This window comes from Blastopirellula marina DSM 3645 (genome assembly GCF_000153105.1).
Taxonomy (GTDB): domain Bacteria; phylum Planctomycetota; class Planctomycetia; order Pirellulales; family Pirellulaceae; genus Blastopirellula; species Blastopirellula marina.
Genome location: NZ_CH672376.1, coordinates 3,079,718 through 3,102,622, shown reverse-complemented (window position 1 = coordinate 3,102,622; position 22,905 = coordinate 3,079,718). Strand labels below are relative to the sequence as shown.

Here is a 22,905-nt window from a genome sequence, read left to right as displayed (position 1 = left end):
GTTGCCCAACCCTCGTTTTCGCATGTTGCGAGATCGCCATCAGGGGGACTCTCTGCGCGAATGGGAGATTTTTACTCAACTTTCCTTTGCCATATCTCTTTGAAGGATTCGATATGACGATGAAGAATAAATCTCGCACACGTCGCAACGCTTTTAGTATGGGATCCGAACGCCTGGAAGAGCGCCGCGTGATGGATGCATCCGCGCCGAACTTCGACCTGTCTGGCGTCGACGCCGAAACGGCCTATGTCGGCGACCAATACTCGCTCGACCTGCTCGCCGCCGGAGGTACAATCACCGAGGGTGAATTCACCTTTGTGCTCGATCCAGATCCCGATCAAACCCCCTCGGGCGCAACGATTTCTCAGGATGGGGTAATCCATTGGACTCCGTCGATGGATCAGGTCGGATCGCACACGTTCCGCGTCATCGCGATGAACCAAGATTCGCCGCAAAAAGGAGACTTTGAGTCGATCACGATCGAAGTCTCGCTGGGCGAGCCGAATGTCGATCTGAACGGTGAAGACGGGGAAGGGGTCGATTTCGAAACGACTTATCAGTTTGGCCAAGGGCCAGTCGTCGTCGCCGATAGCGATATGACCGTCTCCGATCCGAACAATGAAACCCTGATGTCGGCCACGGTGACCATCACCAATTTGGCCGATGGCGACGCCGAGATGTTGTCCGTCAACACGGAAGGGACCAGCATCACCGCCGAGTATGCTGGCGGCGAGTTGCAACTGACCGGGGAAGCGACGATCGCCGAGTACCAACAGGTGTTGCGCTCGGTGCGTTACAGCAATTCGAACGCCGCGGCCGATGCGACGCCGCGCGTGATTGAGTTCAGCGTCAATGACGGCGTTGCGGACAGCGCCGTTGCGACCAGCACGGTGAATGTCAATCTCCCCCCCAACCTGACGTCGATCGCCGATCAGGAAGTGGACGCTGGCCAAGAATTGATGTTCGAGATCTCGGCCACCGATCCGAACGCGGCCGACGAACTCTCGTTTATGATCGATCCCGAATCCCCCTCCTTCGTCTCGCTGATTCAAGAGGTCGGAACGCGAACCGCCCAATTGCTGCTGACGCCGGGGCTGGACGTTCCGCCGGGCATGTTTGAGATTTCGATCCTGGTGTTCGACAACGCCGGACTGGCCGACGTCGAATCGTTCTTTGTCGAAGTCATGGCGAACGAAGCGCCCGTTTCGCTAGACGACGCCTATGAAACCGCGGAAGACGCCGCACTGAACATCGCGGCGCCAGGCGTGCTCGAAAATGACGCCGACGCCGATGGAGACGCGCTCAACGTGGTCGAAGTCAACGGCGAGTCGGCAAGCGTGGGATCGCAAATCACCCTCGACTCCGGCGCACTGCTGACACTGAACGCAGACGGCAGCTTTGATTATGATCCCAACGGCGAATTCGCCGCTTTGACCGAAGGAGAGTCTGCGGAAGAAAGCTTCACCTATACCGTCGCCGACAGCACCGGCCAAGTCAGCACGTCGACCGTGGTCATCACCATCGCCGGCGTCAACAACGCACCGGTCAGCAGTGATGACGCTTATGAAACGGCCGAAGACACCGCGCTCAACATCTCGGCGCCGGGCGTTCTGGAGAACGATGCAGACACGGATGGCGATGCGTTAAGCGTCGTGGACATCAACGGTGAACCGGCCAGTGTCGGCACACAGATCGCGCTCGAATCGGGCGCGTTGCTCACGCTGAATGCGGACGGCAGTTTCGACTACGACCCGAACGGCGCCTTCGCAGCTTTGGCCGAAGGAGAAACCGCGGAAGAAAGCTTCACCTACACCGCCGCCGACAGCAGCGGATTGATGAGCACGTCGACCGTGGTCATCACCATCGCCGGCGTCAACAACGCACCGGTCAGCAGTGATGACGCTTATGAAACGGCGGAAGATACCGCGCTCAACATCTCGACGCCCGGCGTGCTCGAAAATGACACCGACGCCGATGGTGACGCGTTAACCGTCCTCGATGTGAACGGCGAACCGACGAATGTCGGCACGCAGATCACCCTCGAATCGGGCGCATTGCTGACGCTGAACGCCGATGGCAGTTTTGACTACGACCCGAACGGCGCATTCGCCGCTTTGGCCGAGGGAGAGACCGCAGAAGAAAGCTTCACCTACACCGCCGCCGACAGCAGCGGGTTGGTGAGCACTTCCACCGTCGTGATTTCCATCGCTGGGGTCAACAGCGCTCCGGTCAGTAGTGATGACGCTTATGAGACCGCGGAAGATGCGATTCTCAATATCGCTGCTCCCGGGGTTCTGGATAACGATATCGACTCGGATGGCGATAGTCTGACCGTGGTGGACATCAACGGTGAACCGGCCGACTTAGGGATGCAGATCGCGCTCGAATCGGGTGCGTTGCTGACGCTGAACGCCGACGGCAGTTTTGATTATGATCCCAATGGCGCATTCGCCGCTTTGGCCGAAGGAGAGACCGCGGAAGAGAGCTTCACCTATACCGCGACGGATAGCAGCGGTTTGATGAGTACCTCCACGGTTACCATCACGATCGCCGGTGTCGACCATGCCCCGGTCAGCACCGACGATGCTTATGAGACCGCGGAAGATACCGCGCTTAACATCGCAACGCCCGGCTTGTTAGAGAATGACACCGACGCCGATGGCGATGCGTTATCCGTCCTCGATGTGAACGGCGAACCGACGAATGTCGGCACGCAGATCACCCTCGAATCGGGCGCATTGCTGACGCTAAACGCCGATGGAAGTTTTGACTACGACCCGAACGGCGTGTTCGCCGCTTTGGCCGAAGGAGAAACCGCGGAAGAAAGCTTCACCTATACCGCCGCCGACAGCAGCGGATTGATGAGCACGTCGACCGTGGTCATCACCATCGCCGGCGTCAACAACGCACCGGTCAGCAGTGATGACGCTTATGAAACGGCGGAAGATACCGCGCTCAACATCTCGACGCCCGGCGTGCTCGAAAATGACACCGATGCCGATGGTGACGCGCTTACGATCGTCGATGTGAACGGCGAACCGACCAGTGTCGGCATGCAGATCACGCTCGAATCGGGCGCATTGCTCACGCTGAACGCCGATGGCAGTTTTGACTACGACCCGAACGGCGTGTTCGCAGCTTTGGCCGAAGGAGAAACCGCGGAAGAAAGCTTCACCTATACTGCCGCCGACAGCAGCGGATTGATGAGCACTTCCACCGTCGTGATTACGATTGCAGGCGTCAATAACGCTCCGGTCAGCATTGACGATGCCTATGAGACCGCGGAAGACACCGCGCTCAACATCTCGGCGCCCGGCGTGTTGGAAAATGACACCGATGCCGATGGTGACGCGCTTACGATCGTCGATGTTAATGGAGAAACGGCCGATATCGGCATGCAGATCACGCTCGAATCGGGCGCCCTGCTGACGCTGAACGCCGATGGCAGTTTCGACTACGATCCCAACGGCGCCTTCAACGACCTGCTCGATGGAGAAACCGCGGTAGACAGCTTTACCTATACCGCGGCCGACAGCAGCGGTTTGATGAGCAGTTCGACCGTCGCGATCACCATTCAAGGGGTGACCAATCTCATTGTCGAAAATGATGAGTACGTCACCGACGAGGACAATTCGCTGTCGATCTCAGCCCCAGGCTTGCTTGGCAATGACACCGGCGCCGCGACGGTCGTTTCCGTCAACGGCGAAGCGGTCAATGTGGGATCGCAGGTCACTTTGGCCTCCGGCGCGTTGCTGACGGTCAACTCCGACGGCAGTTTCGACTATGACCCGAACGGATCGTTTGAAACGCTTCCCGGCGGCGAGTCGACGCTCGACTCGTTCAGCTACACTGCCGATGACGGTAGCGGGACGACAGCCGATGCGACGGTGACAATCGTGATCAACGGCGTGAATGACGCACCGGTGGCCAATGATGATGAATTCTCGACCGACGAAGCGACCGCCTTGTCGATCGTACCAGTGGGCGTGATGTTCAACGATGTCGATACCGAGGGACAAGCGATGGCGATCACCGCCGTCAATGATGTCGCGGTCGATGTCGGCACGCCGATCACCTTGGCGTCGGGCGCTTTGCTGACGCTTAACGCGGACGGCAGTTTTGACTACGATCCCAATGGGATGTACGACGAACTGGCCAATGGGGAACTAGCGACCGACAGTTTTACCTATACTGTCAGTGACAGCGATGGAGGATCAGACACCGCGACGGTGGTGCTGACCATCAACGGTTTGGACACCGACAATGGGACGAACCTGCCCCCTTTGAACCATGTCCCCGGCACGCAGACGATTGCCGCGGGACAATCTTTAGCCTTTGGTTCAGCCACTGGCAACGCTATTTCTGTCAGCGACCCTGACGCGAACGGCGCCTTTGTCCAAGTGACGATTTCGGTCCAACATGGCACGCTGCAATTGGCTTCGCTCAATGCAACGCGGATCATGCTGGTCGGATCGTTCGAGCAGATTTCGTCGCTACTGAACGGCCTAGTCTACACGCCGAATGACGGCTACACCGGCACCGACACGTTCACGATCAATTCCAATGATCGAGGAGCCACCGGCACCGGCAGTCCGCGAACCGATGTCGACACGTTCGACATCGTCGTCTCGCCTTCCGAATCGGTCGAAGAATTCTTCGCCGATTCCGAATCGCTCGACGATCTGTTGTTCAGCTAATTGCTAAATGACAATCTAGAAGAAGAGCAGGGGAGCAAGCCGCCGGGGCTTGCTCCTCTTTTTTTGCGGTACATCAAAATCGCTCTTCTCCCTACGCAGAGGCGGTCTGCAACCGCACGCGCACCAATAAATCGTTCAATGCGGCCGCCGCCGTCGCTTGTTCCGGCAATCGACTTTGCTCGTGCGCCTGCGTTAACTCGGCCCGCAGACGCTCGTATTCGGTTGAATGCAACGTCACGTCGGTGGAAGGAAGCGTTCCCTTCTCCGGCCCTTCCACTTTGCGGGCAATCAAATCGGGCACGTACGGTAGTCGAAACTCTTCGTTCAGATGGATCAAATTTGCTTCGATTCGCCCAGTCCGCATCAAATGGATTCCGGTCAACAGCACGCGATAGACATAGAGCAGCGGTTTGACCCGCGGCGGATCTTCTTTTTGAAACAGTTTCCACTGCGTCGCGGCGAAGCCGAGATAATGGTGCGAGTGATGTCGCGTGATGCAGGCCGGCGCGAGCGCCTTCAGCTCTTCATGCTCCAAAGACATTTGCACGACCAGCGGCGAAAGCAATTGCTCCAACACGTAACCGTTCTTCTTCAGCATTAGCAGGAAGAACTTTTTGGCGTCGTGCGTCACCAGATCGATTTCGAGACCATCGTGCACGCCTGACTTCTCGATCGTTTCTTCCGCTTCACGCAGGCCGACAATCTCGGCCAGCGGCAACAAGTGGGCGCCGCGCAGATCAAAGTCGGAGTCGGGCGAGGGAAATCCATACAGGTGCGCGCCGCTGATCGTCGCGAAGAGCAGGGGATAGGGATGTTGCTCTACTTGGCGGTGCAAGCGGGGATCGATGTTCATGGCAATTCTTCCGAGAGCGCAGCACGCCGCGCTTGGATCAAAAAGCCGTTCGCTTGTTCATAATTCGGACGATCCGGCAACGCGGTCGTTTGCAGCGCCGCGTCAAACTCGGCATGCAGTTGCCGTCGCCACTGCTCGGTCTCGGCCCACGCAACTTCGCCTCGCTTGATCGCCAACAGTCGATCGCGATGCGGACCCACGTCGACCGGCACTTCTCCTTCGTGCAGGACGCGAATTCCGCTGATTAGCAAGCGGATCAAGTGCATTACATGCTTCCACTTCACTTGACCTTGGGTGCGCAGATCGGTCTGCATCTTTTTGAACTGCGACATCGCGTAACCGTTGTAGGTTTGATAAACCAACCGCGACAGAAAGATCGATCGCATCGCCAACAGCTGCTGCGCCAAAGGAGTCGCCTTCTCGACCAACGGCGAATAGAGACACTCCAGCACGTTCGGGTTCGCTTTCAGCGCGAGGACGACAAACTTTTGAATCTCCCAATACGCCTCTTGCGATTGGTCTAATTCCAACTGCTCCGGCACGCCGTACAGCGACCAATGCAGCTCGGCCGGCGGCAGATAAAAACCGCGGCGATCAATGTCCGAGTCCTCATCGGCCAGCCCAAACGCTTGGGAGCCGACGATGCACTGGAACAAAACTCGCTGCAGCAGATCACCATGCTCGGCGGCGCTCCGCTCGCCGATCGCACCTTCTTTGTGCTTGGCCAACAGCGCCAATTCACTGGGCGCGAGCGACTCTTCATACCCATCCGGAAACCGAATCCGATAGCTCTGCTGCAAATCGGCCGGCGACTTGACCACCACGCCCACCGCGCCTCGCGGATGCAGCGTGCGCCCGTTCTGACCCACTACTTCGCGCAGCGTGACGACTTGCGTGCCGGGCGAGAAGATCAGATTGGGATGGTAGTGGGCCGGTTTGGGCATAACATTCTTGTTTTGGAAGATTCAGGCGTAATTTCAATATAACGCCTGAAAAGACCCGACCAGAGCAAGGGAAGTTCACGGCGTAAAGAATTCGCTTGAAGGACGGCGAAAGAATATGATAAACGCAACACATATCAATGGGGATTCCGATGCAGTCCTTTAACAATTCGACGCGACCAAGATGATTCCCTTCTTCCTATTTCTGATCCTGCTTTCCATCGTCGCCTTTGTGGCATTGGCGGTGACCAATTACCGAGATTTATGGGTCTGCTCGCTGTTTCTGCAAGTAGTTATCGTCACGCTCCTGTCGCCGGGCGATGGAGGAATATGGGCCCGGCATGTCGCGATTTTCTTTGGGTCATTGAATGCCGTCGGCTGGCTGCTTCGTAACGACCTTGGCCCGTCCACCGCAAAGACTACCAACGCCGGCTGGTGGTTGCGAATGAGCGTCCTCACGGCGCCGATCGTGATCGCAGTCGTTTATACGGTGGTGCTCGAGATGAGAATGTAGGCGCCAGAAGCGTGCGGTCGAACCGCCAAGAAAGTGTCCGTTCGTGGGCCAATTGACGGACGTGGTGACGCCCCCCCACATCGCGATCGCGTCGCCACGCATGTTCTCTTCCGGATTGACTAGCAGAGCCGGCTGCATCTCGACGCACTTTACTTTTCGGGCTACACTCGTCGACAACCAATCATTCGTCTCTCAGGTCGCTGCATGAATCTCCCTTTCGCTTCGCCCCATGAAGTCGCCAAGCAGTTGAAGCAGCACTATTTTCCGCGGCTGCATGTGTTGCCTTACAATCGGTTTCGCGTCGCCGATTCGACCCATTGGTGGTTAGCGCCGACCGGCGCCAAAGCGGCTTTTCAGCATGGCAAACTGATGCTGACCCAGATCGACGTGCTGGTTAAATCGGGCGAGCTGTTCTGCGGTTGGAATGTCGAAAAGGGTCTGCTGCACCCCGGCAGTTGGCAGGCCAGCAACGTCATGGACAGCAGCTGGTATTGGCACAGCTTTTTGACGTTCACCGGCAGCGAACTGGAAGAAATGATCGCCGATGCCCGCGAAGCGACTGACAAGGATCTGCAGATCTATGTCGCCGCGACGATCCCCGGGCAATCGCCTGCCGCGGTGGTGCTGAATGTCGATGGATCTCGGTTGAAGCCGGCGGCGTACGAAGCATCCGACGGCATCTTGATCGAAGTCGCTCGAAGCGGGACGCTCAACGAACTGATGGCCGCGCTGCGAAATCTAAATGGGACGGCGACCGCTTGGCACTGGATGGACGTGGTGATCGGCCAAACGTTCACGCTCGACAAAACAGGCGCCGATCAAACGCCGAAGTGCGCGAAGTTTTTGCGCGCGTTTATGCCGTGGGTACGTGCGTAACAAGCGAAAATCGCAACCTAATGCAAAGCAAGATGCGCAACCGGGCTGACGCACCGAAATCCCAAACAACGCCCGCGCGCGTCCGGTGAACGGCCGCGGCGATACGAGGTCCGACACAAATCGAGCGGGCCAACCCAACTTCCGCCTCGTTCGCTGCGGACGCCAGACTCCACCATGTTGACCGGATTCACGGCGCCTGATTCTGCCCGCGCATAAAAGTCTTCGGCGTACCAATCGCGGCACCATTGCCAAACATTTCCGGCCATGTGGTGCAGGCCAAATTTTGACACTCCTGCCGACAGGTGGACCGGAGCCATCGGCATGTTGGCGGCGTGATACACGGCGCCGCGGTGGTGCTGACCATAGACCAGCGACGCGTCGAGCGATGGTGGATCTTCGGTCGCATAGGCGCCGGTGGCGGCATGTTCCCATTGCGCTTCGGAAGGCAAAAAGCCGGCTTCCGATCGATAATCGGCGAATGAGAATCCGTTCGCCCAGAGGGAATAGGCGTTGGCGCCATACCAAGAGACCAGCACCATCGGCATGGTCTCGGCTCCGGCGACCGGGCTCCAACCCACTTCGCGTTGCAGGATCGGCATCTGCGCGATGCGGTCATCGGCCGGGTCGAGTAAAAACCAATCGCCTAAGTTTGCCGGAGTCGCGACGACCGAATTCAAGAACCGGCAATACGCGGTGGTCGACACCGGCTCAGCATCGATCAGGTACGCATCCAACGCAACTTGACGAACCGGTTGTTCATCGGTTTGCGCATCGAGGGCATCGCTGCCCATCGTAAATTCCGCCGCCGGAATCCAGGCACAACGCATCCCATCGCTGCGGCGGCGGTATTGCTGGATACCCTGCACGCAGCCAAGCGGCTCGAAGCGGGGTACTTTTGGTGAGCAGAGATCCTCCCGACAACGCCCGCTGAGCTGAGTGAACGGCGTTGCGTTGGTCTCGTCGGCGATGATTTGCCGCCGCCAACCACGGCGAACAGGCATGCCGGTCCCTTGCTGCAAGTAAACCAACTCGGCAAGATCGCAAATCCGAAAAGGCCGCCGCGTAAAGATCGACTTGCCAACCGGACTTTCGGGCCGATCCGGAATCGTGACCAGGAATTCCTCCTCCAATTCGATCAGCAATTCCACTAAATCGAGACTATCGCATTGCAAGTCTTCAACCAGACGACTTGTGGAGTCAATTTCGTCACGCGGAATGCAAAGCTGCCGAGACGCTACATCCGCGACGCGCTCAACCACCAAATTCAAGTCAAGCCAACCGCCGTTCGACATGCTTCACCCACCGTTCAGTGCATCGTCGTTAGATCAGAATTATTTTAACAAGTGAACAGCCGCATTCCGCTTCCCGCTTTCCCAAAATTGCCTCTCGACAAAACGCACGCACCTAAGGTCGATTGTCGAATGGCCATACTGCGCCTGTTGGAAATCGATGTTCGGCCAAGGACGAGCCTCTCCGAGGAACCAATCGAAACGACAAACCACCCAAGCTAACACACAGCCAAGTCGAGGGTTTTGACGGCAAAAAAAGAAGGGGCCTGGTCCACCAGTCCTGGGCTGGGGCGCCACCTAAAAAAAATGCGACGTGGTCCGGTCCCATGCGATCCAACCGGCTGAAGTCGACCGCAAACCACGCAGATTATCATTCGGGTAAGCTGGGAGATCTCAAAAAAATGAAAGCGGTCCGGTCCGGTCGCCAAAGAATTATCCTTTTCCGCCGAACCACACTTAGCTGTGAACGATGCTTGAAAAAACGAAGAAAAAGGGGCCGCACGTGCCAAACGACATTCGTGAACGTCTGACGAGCGCGAAGGCGAAACTTCGCCGAAAACAGAAGCTAGACGCGATGCTAGGCGCGGCGCAGGTTCAACTCGAACAATTACAGCACGATCGCAGTCGGATGGATCGCACTCTCGCCCAAGAAAAAGGGGACGTGGACCAGTTGGAAGGCTTCAGCCTAACGGGATTGTTTCACTCCATACTCGGCGTCAAAGCAGAGCGACTCGAAAAGGAGCGGCAAGAATATCTCGCCGCCAGGCTCAAGTACGAAGAATGCACCCAAGCAGTTGGTGACGCCCAGCGGGAGGTCGCGCGCCTGTACGAAGAGTACGCTGGCCACGGGGATACCGAGAATGACTACAACCAACTGATGGAAGAGAAACGGCGACTCCTCACGCAGTCCGGCGCCCCAAATGCTGCTGCAATCCTGAATCGAACCGACCAATTGGCCGATCTCGAAGCCGACCGCAAAGAACTGAAAGAGGCGATCAGCGCGGGCAACACGGCGCTGCGATCGCTAGAGCAGGTCCGCTCGGAACTTCAGGCCGCCGAGAACTGGGGAACTTGGGACATGCTTGGCGGTGGGACAATGACCACTTGGGCCAAACATACCAGAATCGACTCGGCCAAAAGGGAGGCGGAAACCGCCCAACGAGACTTGCGTCGATTCCAAAAGGAACTCGCTGACGCCGATCAGCGACTCCATGTTTCCCTGGATGAGATTGGGGGATTCTCGACATTTGCCGATTACTTTTTCGACGGATTGATCGCTGACTGGATCGTACAATCAAAAATTCAAACCGCGGCGGCAGCCTGTGATGCGGCCATCCAAAATGTGACTTCGGCGCTAAACAAATGCCGTCATCGACACACGCAAACCGAGCAAGACCTCAAGCGACTCGAAAATGAGCGACGTCAGTTGATCGAGGAGGCGTAGAACAGGGAAAATCTCAGGCAATTCCATCAAAAAAGGCGCCTTACTTTGTCAGTAAGACGCCTTGATTGGAGTGGGCGATATTGGACTCGAACCAACGACCTCCGCCGTGTGAAGACGGCGCTCTAACCAGCTGAGCTAATCGCCCGGGTGTTTGCTGGGTTAGGACCCAGCTTACGGGTTCTCTCTGCAAATGCCTGCGATAGGCATTTTAGGAGAGGAGCCTGGGAGGGAGAAAGTTCGCGCGGGCGAAATTCTCTCTGCCAGGCTCGTCAGTTTATCGGTTTTGTCCCGGCACGACTAGCGGATATTGCGATCGAGCGGGGGACAAAATTGGTGGAACGTGGGGAAGCGACGGCAGTTAGCCGTTTTCGGACTTATGCGGCTCGGCCGGAGGGGGCTCGAACTTGGGGGCGGTCGCTTCGGCGTAGTCGTCATAGTCATCGTAACTGGAGGAACTCGACGATTTTGACGAGAAGCCTCGGTCGTTGACGGTGTCTTCGACTTCCTTGGTGGCGCTATGGAACTCAGACTGGATATCGCTGAGCCCTTTTTTGAAATCAGAGTAACTGCGCCCCAGTGAACGGGCGACTCCCGGCAAGTTTTTGCCGAACAGCAGCACCGCCAAAACGGCGACAATCATCATCTCTTGCATCCCCAGGCCGCCTAGAAATCCGAAGATCACCGGCACGGAAATGGGTACAGTCATCATACGACGGGACCTTTGTTCGCGACGTGAAGTGAGAAATAAGCTACGAGCCGGGCGGTTTAGGCCTGTTTCGTTTCTTCTTCGTCATGCTCGTCATCATGAACCGGCGGTTCCTTCATACCCGTTTTGAATTCGCCGACGCCTTGTCCCAGGCTGCGCATCAATTGGGGAAGTTTGGTAGATCCAAACAGCAGAAGAACGATGAACAACACGATCAGCAATTCTTGCCAGCCTAAACCCATGTTCTTACCTCGTTGTCAAACGAAAGACGGAGATAGAACACGCAACCAAGTAGGCGAAAGCGGGTCGGCGCCCCCGAATGCGAATGACGCATCCTGTGGGACCTGACCAGAACCAATACTCGTGCGGTCCTTTGCGCAAACCAAATGCGCGAAGGGTGCGGCGACTTGCCACATCCATCGCTCAATTTTACTCAGGCGTCCCCAGCTGTAAAGGGAGCAATCGCTAGTTGTCGACTGCGGGAATCCTAGCGCGGGGCCAGATTTTCCGGTTTTGACGAGATTCGCACACTATTGGGGATCCTCGCCGGCGCCTGGGCGACCGGAGCTGGGCGGTTCTGCAGATCGTAATAGATGGGAAGATAGCGAAAATAGACCTCTAACGACAGGGTCGCCATCGCGGTCGAATAAACGCGGCCGCCATAGCACCCCCAGACGGTGTCGGGGTCCCAGCTGCCGGCTTCGATGCCGCCGCCGCGTTGGTTATTAAGGAGCTGACGCTGCAGCGAGCCGCTCCACGATCGCCAGCGCTCTCCCTGCAGCTGGTGCATGCCGATCGTGCCGTAGTACCAAAAATAGAGATTCGGTTTGCCGGGGCCCGGCTCAAAGCGAGCGACATAGTTGGCCGCTTCTTCGACCGTGGCCGGGCTATTTTCGGCATCCATAAAAATGCGGCAGACAAGCGCTTCGGCGGTCATGACCGGGGTCGTCCGCTCGCCGGGGCGATAGCCGGCCAGACCATTGTTGTCGCCGGACGAGACGCTCCGCAAAAATCGGGTCATCAAGTCCCGCGTTCGCTCTGGCGTTTCGATCCCCGACAGTTGGGCGCTGTGCAGTGCGAGCACCTGCCAACCAAATTGGCTCATGTCTCCCAGGTCGCCCGGCTGATAACGCCAACCGCCGGAAGTTTGATGCTGCGATTGAAACGAGTAATTGAGCGCCGCTTCAAGCGCCGGCCGAATGCGATCGTCGCGGGTCATCGCGTACGCTTCGCTGAGGGTCAACATCGCAATGCCGTGACAATACATCTGGGCGAACAGGCGAGCCTCGCCGGCCAGCGAGCCGGTTTCGGCCTGCTGCGAGATCAAAAATTCGAGCCCATGCTGGACGTGGGCGCGATGTTTTCCTTCGAGATGCGTATGACCGCGCGCCATGAAAGCGAGAACGGCGAGCCCGGTGACGGCGGTGTCGGCATCGGCGCCGGCGCCGTAGCGATCGTGACCGAGAACGCGTTGTTCGTCGCCAGCGGTATGCCGGCTCGCGTCCCAGCGACCGTCGTCTTCCTGATTCGCGGCGAGCCACACCAGCGACGCGTCGACAGCGGCTTCGATCCGCGGATCGCCTCCTTGGGCCTGGATGATGTCTTTTTGATTTTCGGCGACGCGCGCCTGCATCGCCAACGGCAACGGCGACGCGGCCAACGTGCGGCGATTGGTCGCCGGGGCCGGGACGCCGAGTTGATCGAGTTGCGCCAGCTTCTTTTGATCGCCCGAGGCGCGGGCCGCCGCCAACTGCGCGGGCGTACCATTCTCGGCACGCGCGGACGTCGCAGTTGGACCATCGATCCGATTGTCGGCGGCGCGCAGCTGATCGATCTCGCTTTGGATCGCGTCGGCCGGTTTGGCGGTGGAGGCCATCTCGGCCAATTGATGAATTTGATCGTCCATATGGCGATCATCTTCGGTCGGCTCGATCAGCGGCGGCGTCGTTTCGGCGGCCGGCGGACCGGTCGAATCTCGGCGGGCCAAGGTGGGCGCCATCGGCGTGTTGCCCATTGCATCGGCGACCTCTGCTGCAGTTTCGGCCGCAGCGGCCGCCGCCAGCGGTGCGATCTCGGCGGCGGCGATCATCGATCCCCGCGGTGCGATTGACGGTTCGATCGGCGCCGCATTGGGCTCGGTCAGTTCGGCCTCTTCCGCGGCGTCGAGCGGCGGCGTGACCGTTTGGCTGAGGGGAGCATCTTCGCTGGGCCAATCGTGAGCGGGATCGCTGACCGCTGCGTTGGGGTCTTCACGGCGAGCCAGGGGCGCAGCTTGCGGCGCGGGAAGCGACGCCGTCGGGGAGACTTCCCAAGGCTTCGCTTGTTGCGCCTGCTGCGTTGGTCGATCCGCCTTCTCTTCAAACGCGACATTGGAAAGCTTGAAGCTGACCGGCGCCGGCGCACGAGCCGGGCCAGGCGCAAACAACTGCGTCATGTGAGCGTACGCGATCAGCAGCAAATGGGCGAAGATCGAGAGGACGACGCACTTCGACAGCGGCTTGGCTTGGCCCCAGCGAGTTTGCATTAACACCAGCAGCGAGATCGTCAATACGGCCAGCCCCGCCCACATGACATTCCAGATCACGTGGGACGAGAGAAAGCTCGAATTGGCGTCCGCCAGCAGGCCCATGACTATCTCGTGCTTGTGGTGGTTTGTTGCGCCAAACGAACCGAGATGCCCATTTCGCTGATCCCTGCGCTGCGACAAGCGTTCAACACCGACGCGACGCTCTGAAACGGGATCTCGGCGTCGCCGCGAACCAGCACGCCCAGATCTTCATACTCGCCGCGAGCCGCGACCAGCGACGCTTGCAATTGCTCGACCGTCAGCTCTTGCCGATCGAGCATGATACGGCCATCCCGATAGATGTTGACCACTTTCCGTTCAGGCGCCGCGGTCAGCGCGCCGACGTCATTGACCGCCGGAACTTCGAGCCCGATCTTGCGTTCGAGCTCAGTGAATTTGGTGCCGACCATGAAGAAGATGATCAACAGAAATACAATGTCGATCATCGGCGTCAAGTTGAGCGTCGGCGTCTCGTCGATATGCGTTTTGAGAGGCACCTTCCTGGCTCCTAAATGGGGGCGATTCCGTTCACCCTGCGGTTACGCGGCGCGACGGGCCGCTTTTTTGGCGCCGCTCTTTCGCTCTTTCCAACCATCCGACGCGATCGCATTGACCACTTCCTGGCCAAGCGAATCGATCTCCATCACCAACTTATCAACGCGACCGACAAAGAAGAGATAGGCGATCAACGCCGGCAACGCAACGGTCAAACCGGCCGCCGTCGTCAGCAGCGCTTGACTAATGCCGGCGGCCAACAACTCGGGCCGGCCCATCGCATCGGCCGTTGCGATCGCATTAAACGCTTTGATCATGCCGAGCACCGTGCCGAGCAAACCCAACAGCGGGCTGATCGTCGAGATGCCGTTAAACAGTCGCAGGTAGCGTCTTAATACGTTGGTGACGCGTTCACCGCTGTCGATAATCGCTTGCTCGACTTCAACCGAAGAACGGCCCCATTTTTTGACGGCGGCCGAAAAGACCTCGGCCACCGGACTGCGATTTTCTTCACACAGCGCGAGCGCCTGATCCTGATCGATTTGTCCTTCGCGAACCTGCTCGATAAACCGTTTGACAAACGGCCGCGGAATCACGCGCCCCGTTCGCAAGCTGATCGCACGCTCGAAGACGAAGACCAGCAGCAGAAACGAGCACAATACGATCGGATACATCAGCAACCCGCCGTCGCGGACCGCTTGCAGCATGTTTTTTGTGGGAATGGGAGATTCAGCCGCGGCGGCCAGCGCATCAGCGCCCTCTTGCGCAAACGCCGGCGCCGTTAGAACCATGCCCCCAAGCACGGCGACCAGCGCCAATTGGCGAATGCGTGGACCAACGGTTTTCATCTGACTGACATCCATTTCAGTAGACTCCCGATCTCAAATTACCACCGCGGTGCGCCGCCGGCGGACATAAATATTGTCGTCGTGCTTCCAACGTCGCTTAACGACGCTCCGTTGTCTTGGCTCCAGCCGTCTCGCGACGTTGACGGACAACGCTCAGCCGTTGCTGCGCTTCGCCGGCAAAAAAGGTCTCTGGGTAGCCGGCCGAAACTTCGTCGTAGTACGTTTGCGCTTTATCCCACTGACGGGAGATCTCGTAGCACTTGCCAATCTGCAGCAGCGAGCCGGCCTTCCAGCGGGGAAAGTCGTACAGCGCGGCGACCCGCGAGTAAGCTTGAATCGCCGATTGGTAGTTCTTTTGATGGAAGTAGGTTTCGCCGATCATCCACTGCGCCATCGCGGCGGTTTCGCTCGCTCCACCCAATCGCGAATCAATGACGCGTTGGTAGGCCCGGCGAGCTCCGGCAAAGTTGGCCTGACGGGCCAAGCAGCGACCGCGCAGATAATCGAGCTCAAAGCGCTGTTCAAAATCGGGATGGCTCACCGCCGCCAGCTCGGCCAGACGCAGCGCTTCGTCCCAGTCGCCCAAGTGCGCCGCTAGTTGTGCGCGTCGCAGCGCTACCGTCGAATTCCAAGCTAACTCGCGGCCCCGCGTCAACGCTTCAACTTCGTTGAACAACTTCGACGCTTCGCTGAATTTGTGCTGATGAAAGAGAGACTCGGCGTGCCAAAAGCTCGCCATGATTTGCAGCTCTTCGCCGTTGTTACCCTCTGCGAGCTTGGCCATCTGCGTGGCCACCGCTTCCCAATCGGACTGGCCGACCGCGATCTGTCCGAGCAAATAGGTTGCGTGCGGAGCGACTTGGGCGTCGCCGCTGTCGACGATCTGTTGCAGCAGCAACTTCGCTTCGGCCGGCTGTTGGGCAGTCAACAAGTATTCGGCGCGACGATAGGCGGCGTCGCTCCAGAGCTGGCTCTGGGGATAGTTCTCGCAGATGATGCGCCACTGTTCGGCGGCCGCTTCCGCGCTTCCTTGGTCGTGCAACGCCCACCCCAAGTGATAGTGGAGGTCGTCTCGCTGCAAGTCTTTGCTGGGCGCCTGGATCAGCAAGCGATAGAGCTCGGCGGCGCGGCCATATTCTTGCCGTTGGTTCAGCAGTTGAGCCGCTGACAACATCGCCGCCGGCGCGGCGTCTGATTCGGGATAGTCGCGATAGATCTGTTGGTAGATCGTGAGCGCATCCGAGGCTTGCTTGCGTTGGAGCAAGACCTGCGCTCGGGCCGACAAGACGGCCGGAATCAGCGTGCTGGTCGGATCTTTCTCGATCAGCTGTTCAATTGCCGCGGTCGAAGTTTCGTCACTCGCGGCGTCCAACTGCACCCAGCTGAGCCCGGCGACGCCGGCTTTGACAAATTCTTCCGGATTGCCGTCCTGCGTCAGCTTTCGGAACAGCTCGCCTGCCCAGGGCTTGTCGCCGGCTTTCAAGGCTGTTTCCGCCAGTCGGCGCGTGGTGAGCCAATACAATCGCGTTTCGCAAAGGGCGCGATCTACCTGGGCGTAGGTTGTCTTTGCGTCTTCCAATTGCCCAATGCGGGCCAACGACGACGCAAGGAGCAAGCGAGAAGCGGACGCTTCGGCGCCGCTCGGCGAGACTTCCAGGTACTTGGCGAAATGACGCGCCGCGTCACCGTCTTCGCCGCTTCGATCAGCGGCCAGGCCTAGCGCGTAGTAGGCCGAACCCTGTTGCTGCGGCTCGTCGGTCGCGACGACCGCCGCTTCCAAGTGACGCATCGCTTGATTTGTATCGCCGCCGCCTAGTCGAGCGACGCCGCGCAAGTAGGGGAGCTCAAAGCTCCAAGCGGCGGCGGTCTTTTCCATTTCCGGCGCGACTTCGTCGATCCCAGGCGAAATGAGCAACTCGTTCGCTTGAGCATACTCCTCTCGCTCGAGCCGCTTCCGCACGACCAGGCGAACCGCTTGCGGCGTCGCTTCTCGTTGGGGGTACTCGACGATCAGACGCTTAGCGGTTGTGGTCGCTTTGTCCAGGTCGCCGGTCACCACCGCGGCTTCGGCTAGATAGAAGAGCGCTTCGTCGCACCAAGGAGACGCGGGATGGTTCGCCAATAGCTGTTCAAGCTGCGTCAGCCCTTCGCTCGTTTCCCCTTGTTCCAAACGGATACGAGCCGACAGATAGTCGATCTCGTCGCGATATTGGCTCAGCTTTTCCTCTTGGGCCAGCTCTTGCAGTCGCTGTTCGGCTTGCGGCCAATCACGAACTTCGTAGTAAGCTTTGGCGATCCAAAGCTTGGCGATGTCGCTATGTCGATCGCCGGCTTGGGCGACTTCGGTCAAATGCTCGACGGCGACACGATGTTCGCCCAAGCGATATTCCAGTACGCCTAGCTCAAACTTGGCGTCGTGCGCTTCAGTTAGTTCTTGTTTCAGCGCGGCGCGATAGGCCGTTCGGGCAGCGTGCAGTTGACCGCTGTCGCGAAGCGTGCGAGCCAATCCCAGCTCGGCTTCTCCCTGCATCGCCAGACTTGGCGCGGCGGCTTTCGCTTTGCGGAAGAGCTGTTCGGCCATGTCATAGTCTTGATCGGCCAGCGCGATTTCGCCCAAGTAGGGCAACGCATGAGCGTATAGCGCGTGATCTGGATGGGCGGTGATAAAGGTCTCGAACTGCGTCTGGGCCGCTTCGAGATCGTGGGTCAGATAATAGCACTCGGCGACCCGAAACTCGGCCTGCGTGCGATTATCGTGCGTCGGAACGCGTTGCAGGAAATCCTGATACGACTTGCGAGCGTCCGCAAAGTCTTCCAGCTGGATCAGCGCTTCGCCGCGATAGAAGAGCAACGCGCCGGTCAGAGAATGATCTGGATAGTCGTAGAGAAAGCGATCAAATGCAACGATCGCCGCTTCCCAGTCCTTACGAGCATATTGGCTCGCCGCGACGGCATACAATTCGGCCGCCCCATCGGCGCAAGCTGGTCGAGTCATCACGAACGAGGTCGCAATGAGAATCAGCGTCAGTAGTAACTTCGTTTTTCGCATCATTCCGTTGTGCGTACAGTCTCAATCCTTGAGAGCTGCGGCTCGTTCGCGTTAGAAGCCGGTGAAATCATACTGATCGCAGAAGAGCGGCGACAGGGCGATTCGCCCGCATTTTCTCGCCGCCAACTTGGACGCAGAGAAAAGCAAAGACCGCCACGGTCGACTGCGATATCTATGCAATCGACCGGACGGTCTCGATGGATTTACCAGAATTGCCGCGAGACACGCAAATTGCGCATTCCTCTGAACTTAACAGGCGACCGCTAGCACTTACTTGGCGATCGGCTTGATCCGAATGTTGCGGAACGAGACCTTGGTACCGTGTCCCAAAAAGCCGATGTGCCCCTTTTCGTTCAACAGCCCAGGGTGCTTGTTGCCATCCATGGTTCCGTCCTTCGACGCTTCTTTGATGTCGGCGTCGACGATCACTTCGCCGTTGAGGGTCACTTTGACTTGATTGCCGTCAGCAATAACTTCCTGCACGTTCCACTCGCCGATCGGCTTCAAAAAACCGCGCTTCGCCGGCACGACGCCGTAGACCGATCCGTGGGCTTGATACGGCTTGATCGTCTTGTAACGTTCATCTTCCGTATCCAGGATCTGTAGTTCAATACCGTTGTAGGCCGAGTTTCCTTCGATCGGCGAACGGATGGCCAGACCGTTGTTGGCGCCCGGCTCCAGTTTGAATTCAAACCGCAGCACAAAGTTATCGAATTCTTTGCCGTAGTAGAGATTCCCCCCTACTTTGGGATTACAAACGATCGCGCCATCTTCGACATCGTAACCTTTGACGGCGCCGACCCAGCCATCCAGATCTTTGCCGTTAAACAAGGTGGTGAAACCTTCGTCTTCGGCGTGCAGCGTCGCAGCGCCGGCCAGTGCGCCAATCAGGGTGAGAACCAACAGCGGCAAGTTGCGTTTCATCAGGCGGGTCCTTGACGGGAGAGAGATTGAGAGGGAATCAGGTTTGCGATACGCAACATTTGAAAATAGCCCCCGATCGCGCGGCTGACTACAAGCAAACCCAATTTTTCGGTCTGCATGCCAACGAACAACAATTTGGCGCGAACAGACGCGCAGAAAAAACAAATTTTCTTCCCCCAGCCGTTCGATCAATCCGTCAGCGCTCCCCGCTTTCCGCTTTCCCTAATCCCCCCCACATCCACCGCCGCAGCTACTTCCGCATCCCGAGTCGCTGCTGCAGCTAGAATCATTGCTACAGCCCCAGTCGCCAAAGAAGAACCAGCCCCCTCCGGTCGAATCCCCGCAACTGCTGCAACCTCCGCCGGAATCTTTGCCCGATCGAAATAGCAGCGCTAACAACCAAACGACGAACATCAGCACAAAGACGACGAGGATCACTTTCACCAAGACCGACAAGCCGCCCGCCGCCAGCAGCGTGGGCGATACGCCGGCGCCGACCACCAGCGGTACGCCGCCGCCCACCAGGGTGATCGCGCGTCGCGACAACTTGGGGATCACCCAATGCGAACCGACGTCAACCGTTCGCCACTGGACCGACGGATTAAAGCGAACCGCGGACGAGGGCCAGATGTCTTCGGGCGGCGCTTCGCCAAACAGCGCGGCGTAGCTTTGTTTGGTTCGCTCGTACCAATCCTCAAACTTCTCCGCTTCGGCCGCGCCTCCTTTGGTCGGGCCGTGATGCAGCGGCTTCCCCAGCACCTGCTGACACATGCGTTCCCAATACGAGCGCGAGTAGACCAGATGCAAGTGCCAGGCCTGATCCACTTGTTCTGACGGCGTGACGCGGTGACCTGACGCCATCGCGAGAAAGACAAACCGCTTGTACTCTTGCACGACGCGTTCGGCGAAGCGCGGCGCCCAACCGTTCTCGCGCGCCAGTCGCCGCGCAAATGTTAATTGCTCATTTCCTTCGTCGATCGAAAAGCGCTCGATCTTCCGCCATAGCTCGCGTTGGTCTTCGTTCATCTTGCGGCTTTCGTAAGAGAAGCGTCGAGAAAGCGTCCATGTTCGAGATAGCTGCAAACATCTTCGGCCACATCCCGCCGCAGCAGCAGCGCCGTATGCATAGCAGGATACACGCGATAGTCGGCGCACCCGTCCAGCATGGCCGAATGCGGCGGCACCAGATGATCGTGCGATGCGATGACCACGGCGAATTCAAAATCTGGCGGAGCCATTTGATTGACATAGCTGTCAGGGACATCCGACATTTGCCCCACCGCGCGGCAATCCCACAACCGGCAGAACGTTCCCCAAAATCGCCCAGCGTATAGACCGCGATGCGGACTCGCCATAAAAACGACGCGGCCTAAACAACTCGGACGATAGATTTGCAGCGCTCGCCGCGTCACCAGTCCCCCCATGCTGTGCGCCACGATGTGCAGACGATCCACATCTTCTTCTTCGTCCATCCGGCGCAACGCCTGGGCGAATCGTTGGGCGTACGCTTCGATATCGCCGATCAGGGTGACGTACCCGTACGATTGCGTCGCAAAGCCTTCGGCCCGTATTTGCCGCTCCAACCGCTTCATCCACAAGCTGGACGAAAAGAATCCATGGATGAGGGCCACTTTTTCTCTGCGCTTTGGCATCGCCGAATCAATCATCGCTGGTCCTGTTGCTGAAGCGAGAAATCGCGTCTCCCAGATTATTGCCGATTTGCTCGGCTGGTATAATCCGAATTTCCCCACCATCGGCGGATGTCAGCCCGAATGGGTCCTGGATCGTCAATTCGCCGCCCCAACCGCAATCTTGCCCACGCAACCGCTGAGAATCTCTGAAACGCTTATGGAACGCCTTGAAATTTCCTGCCCAGACTGCCATTGGCATCTTGTCTGCGATCACCTGGCGATGGTTCGTCAGTTGACGACGCTCGGGATGTTTCGCCGCGAAGAAGAGCCCAACGCCGATCTCGTCGTCGAACTCTTCCGTCGCAGCGCCGGCAAATTGTCGTGCGGCGATTGCAGTCGAATCGGCGTGAAAGTCGATCTTCCTCGCGATGACGAAGAAGAGTGGGATCAGCGCCGCGTTTGTCAGGTTTGTCGCCAACCGATTCCGCTCGAGCGACTCGAAGTCTTTCCAGACGCCGATACGTGCGTCGGCTGTCGCGAAAAACTGGACAACGCCGACGATCACGCGACGCCCGACTATTGCCCTAAATGCGGCGAGATCATGTCCCTGTCCACCAGTCGCGGCGGCGGAATGACGCGTTATCGAATGCGGTGCCCTCGATGCAAATAAATTGGACGCAAATACCTCGGATGAAAATGAAACTTTTCCACGCTTCATGTCACTTTCTCGTCGCATGCTTGTTCATCGCCGGTTGCGGCGATTCCAACCCACCGTCAGAATTGCCCCCCGAGTTGTCGTTTCGTGAGCAGCTGCGCCAGGTGATCGCCGGTGAAAGCGATTCGATCGAAGTTTCGGACCGCACCGTTTCGCCTGCCGAGCTCCAGCTCCTCTCGCGGGCAACCCAACTGCAGCGCATTCGTCTCGATCAAACGCCGCTCGCCGATCCAGCCGCCGCCGTGTTGGGAGCGCTGCCCGAGTTGCAATTTGTCAATCTCCCTCAAGCGGATATCACCGACGCCGGCTTGGCCGAGATCGCCAAGCTGCCGCAGCTAACCCAACTGCGGATCGGCAGTCCTCATTTAACAGACGCGGGAATCGCCGCGCTGCGAGACAATCCTTCGCTCCGCTTTTTGCACCTATTGCAAACGCCGCTGACCGACGCCGCCCTGGAGCATATCGCCGAAATCAACTCGCTCGAGTCGTTTTACCTCGATCAAACCAACATCACCGAACCTGGCCTGGCCAAGCTGATCGAGCGCCGCCCGCAATTGCACGTCCACTTCGACGATTCGCATCTGCCGGGCCAGGAGCATTAATCGTGCGTAGTTTGGAAGTTGCACGATTTCGCCCAACCACCACCGGTCGGTAATCCGCGATTGGCGTCTCATCGGTTGTTGGTTCGGCGGATCAGGATCGAAAATCGTCATCCGCTGCAAGTGAATGACGAATCAAGCACGCCAGCTTGAATTATCAAACTGCGGTATCTTTTCGGTCATTCGACATTCTGGTTTCGACATTCGTTATTCCCAGGACCGGACCGCAGCGCGTTTTTTTTTCTGGGCGAGCAAGTGTGGACGAAACCGCTCTACATCGGCCCCGGCTTCCTGCGGGCTGTTCCGCCTTCGTGACGAGTTTCACAATGTGGACTGGACCGCAACGTTTTTTTTCTGCGTCGCCGCTCGGACCGGACCGCCCCAATTTTTTCATCGCCCCAAGGTGAGCTGGCGAGGGAAATAGGGCCACGATTCCCCCTAGAGACCTGTTTCCACGCTATTTCGTACTTCCTTCGACTCGGGTTTCCACCTTCGTGATGAGTTTCACGATGTGGACCGGACCGCGACGTTTTTTTTCTGAGTGGATCCGTGGACCAGATCGTCACCACGTTGATCCCAGCTTCCTTCAAGATTCGGGCATTTCGACCTTCGTGATTAAATTCACAATATGGACTGGACCGCGACGTTTTTTTCTGGGGAAGGAGCGGACCGGATCCCAGTGCGTTTAGAAAAATTATCAAAGAGCAGCGAAGCGAGGAGAGAGAGACTGCCTGGCGCACGTTTCCGAGTCAGGCAGG

18 protein-coding genes and 1 tRNA gene are annotated in these 22,905 nt (G+C 58.2%); 6 read left to right on the top strand and 13 right to left on the bottom strand.

Features of this window, described 5'->3' with window-relative positions:
• Positions 1-119 precede the first annotated feature (119 nt).
• Complete coding sequence (locus DSM3645_RS14565) at positions 120-4,697, top strand: Ig-like domain-containing protein (protein WP_161603345.1); 4,578 nt, start codon at positions 120-122, stop codon at positions 4,695-4,697.
• Positions 4,698-4,788: 91 nt separating this feature from the next.
• Here the strand turns inward: DSM3645_RS14565 and DSM3645_RS14560 are convergent, their stop codons facing one another.
• Together DSM3645_RS14560 and DSM3645_RS14555 are read right to left on the bottom strand one after the other, a co-directional pair.
• Positions 4,789-5,550 carry a nucleotidyltransferase domain-containing protein gene (locus DSM3645_RS14560; protein ID WP_002652972.1) on the bottom strand — a complete coding sequence of 254 codons (762 nt, stop codon included), beginning with the start codon at positions 5,548-5,550 and terminating at the stop codon, positions 4,789-4,791.
• Positions 5,547-6,494, bottom strand: coding sequence for a nucleotidyltransferase domain-containing protein (locus DSM3645_RS14555; RefSeq protein WP_002652971.1), 948 nt, complete (start codon positions 6,492-6,494; stop codon positions 5,547-5,549). Before DSM3645_RS14555 ends, DSM3645_RS14560 begins: the two co-directional genes overlap by 4 nt.
• Before the next feature lie 181 nt (positions 6,495-6,675).
• Between DSM3645_RS14555 and DSM3645_RS14550 the strand changes: the two genes are divergently transcribed.
• Together DSM3645_RS14550 and DSM3645_RS14545 are read left to right on the top strand one after the other, a co-directional pair.
• Entirely contained in the window at positions 6,676-7,005 is a 330-nt protein-coding gene (locus tag DSM3645_RS14550) for a hypothetical protein (protein WP_002652970.1), read from the top strand.
• A 204-nt stretch (positions 7,006-7,209) separates the two neighbouring features.
• Positions 7,210-7,881: a hypothetical protein gene (locus DSM3645_RS14545; protein ID WP_002652969.1), complete on the top strand. Its 672-nt coding sequence runs from the start codon at positions 7,210-7,212 to the stop codon at positions 7,879-7,881.
• A gap of 17 nt (positions 7,882-7,898) precedes the next feature.
• On the opposite strand, the gene DSM3645_RS28350 is transcribed toward DSM3645_RS14545, so the two are convergent.
• Positions 7,899-9,173, bottom strand: a complete 1,275-nt coding sequence (locus DSM3645_RS28350; RefSeq protein WP_002652968.1) for a formylglycine-generating enzyme family protein — start codon at positions 9,171-9,173, stop codon at positions 7,899-7,901.
• Between the two features lie 466 nt (positions 9,174-9,639).
• Between DSM3645_RS28350 and DSM3645_RS14535 the strand changes: the two genes are divergently transcribed.
• Positions 9,640-10,614 (top strand): hypothetical protein, encoded by a 975-nt coding sequence (locus tag DSM3645_RS14535; RefSeq protein ID WP_002652967.1) that lies wholly within the window; start codon positions 9,640-9,642, stop codon positions 10,612-10,614.
• A gap of 71 nt (positions 10,615-10,685) precedes the next feature.
• Here the strand turns inward: DSM3645_RS14535 and DSM3645_RS14530 are convergent.
• From DSM3645_RS14530 to DSM3645_RS28340, 10 genes are all read right to left on the bottom strand, one after another.
• Positions 10,686-10,759, bottom strand: a tRNA-Val gene (locus DSM3645_RS14530).
• 213 nt (positions 10,760-10,972) lie between these two features.
• Positions 10,973-11,323 carry a Sec-independent protein translocase subunit TatA/TatB gene (locus DSM3645_RS14525; protein ID WP_002652966.1) on the bottom strand — a complete coding sequence of 117 codons (351 nt, stop codon included), beginning with the start codon at positions 11,321-11,323 and terminating at the stop codon, positions 10,973-10,975.
• Positions 11,324-11,379: 56 nt separating this feature from the next.
• Positions 11,380-11,562 carry a Sec-independent protein translocase subunit TatA/TatB gene (locus tag DSM3645_RS14520; protein WP_002652965.1) on the bottom strand — a complete coding sequence of 61 codons (183 nt, stop codon included), beginning with the start codon at positions 11,560-11,562 and terminating at the stop codon, positions 11,380-11,382.
• 245 nt (positions 11,563-11,807) lie between these two features.
• On the bottom strand, positions 11,808-13,949 hold the full coding sequence (locus tag DSM3645_RS28345; protein ID WP_002652964.1) for a hypothetical protein: 2,142 nt from the start codon (positions 13,947-13,949) through the stop codon (positions 11,808-11,810).
• A gap of 2 nt (positions 13,950-13,951) precedes the next feature.
• Positions 13,952-14,383: an ExbD/TolR family protein gene (locus DSM3645_RS14510; RefSeq protein ID WP_002652963.1), complete on the bottom strand. Its 432-nt coding sequence runs from the start codon at positions 14,381-14,383 to the stop codon at positions 13,952-13,954.
• A gap of 42 nt (positions 14,384-14,425) precedes the next feature.
• A complete protein-coding gene (locus DSM3645_RS14505) occupies positions 14,426-15,229 on the bottom strand; it encodes a MotA/TolQ/ExbB proton channel family protein (protein WP_237564821.1) in 804 nt (267 codons plus the stop codon).
• Between the two features lie 97 nt (positions 15,230-15,326).
• A complete protein-coding gene (locus tag DSM3645_RS14500) occupies positions 15,327-18,281 on the bottom strand; it encodes a tetratricopeptide repeat protein (RefSeq protein WP_002652961.1) in 2,955 nt (984 codons plus the stop codon).
• A gap of 267 nt (positions 18,282-18,548) precedes the next feature.
• Complete coding sequence (locus tag DSM3645_RS14495) at positions 18,549-19,202, bottom strand: 3-keto-disaccharide hydrolase (RefSeq protein ID WP_002652960.1); 654 nt, start codon at positions 19,200-19,202, stop codon at positions 18,549-18,551.
• Positions 19,203-19,424: 222 nt separating this feature from the next.
• Positions 19,425-20,228 (bottom strand): glycine-rich domain-containing protein, encoded by an 804-nt coding sequence (locus DSM3645_RS14490; protein ID WP_002652958.1) that lies wholly within the window; start codon positions 20,226-20,228, stop codon positions 19,425-19,427.
• Entirely contained in the window at positions 20,225-20,833 is a 609-nt protein-coding gene (locus DSM3645_RS28340; RefSeq protein WP_050769383.1) for an esterase/lipase family protein, read from the bottom strand. The genes DSM3645_RS14490 and DSM3645_RS28340 overlap by 4 nt, the downstream gene beginning before the upstream one ends.
• Before the next feature lie 217 nt (positions 20,834-21,050).
• Here DSM3645_RS28340 and DSM3645_RS28335 point away from each other — a divergent pair, with 217 nt between their 5' ends.
• Positions 21,051-21,503 carry a TraR/DksA C4-type zinc finger protein gene (locus tag DSM3645_RS28335; protein ID WP_081444831.1) on the top strand — a complete coding sequence of 151 codons (453 nt, stop codon included), beginning with the start codon at positions 21,051-21,053 and terminating at the stop codon, positions 21,501-21,503.
• A gap of 26 nt (positions 21,504-21,529) precedes the next feature.
• Positions 21,530-22,150, top strand: a complete 621-nt coding sequence (locus DSM3645_RS14470) for a hypothetical protein (RefSeq protein WP_131282594.1) — start codon at positions 21,530-21,532, stop codon at positions 22,148-22,150.
• The last annotated feature ends 755 nt before the right edge of the window (positions 22,151-22,905 follow it).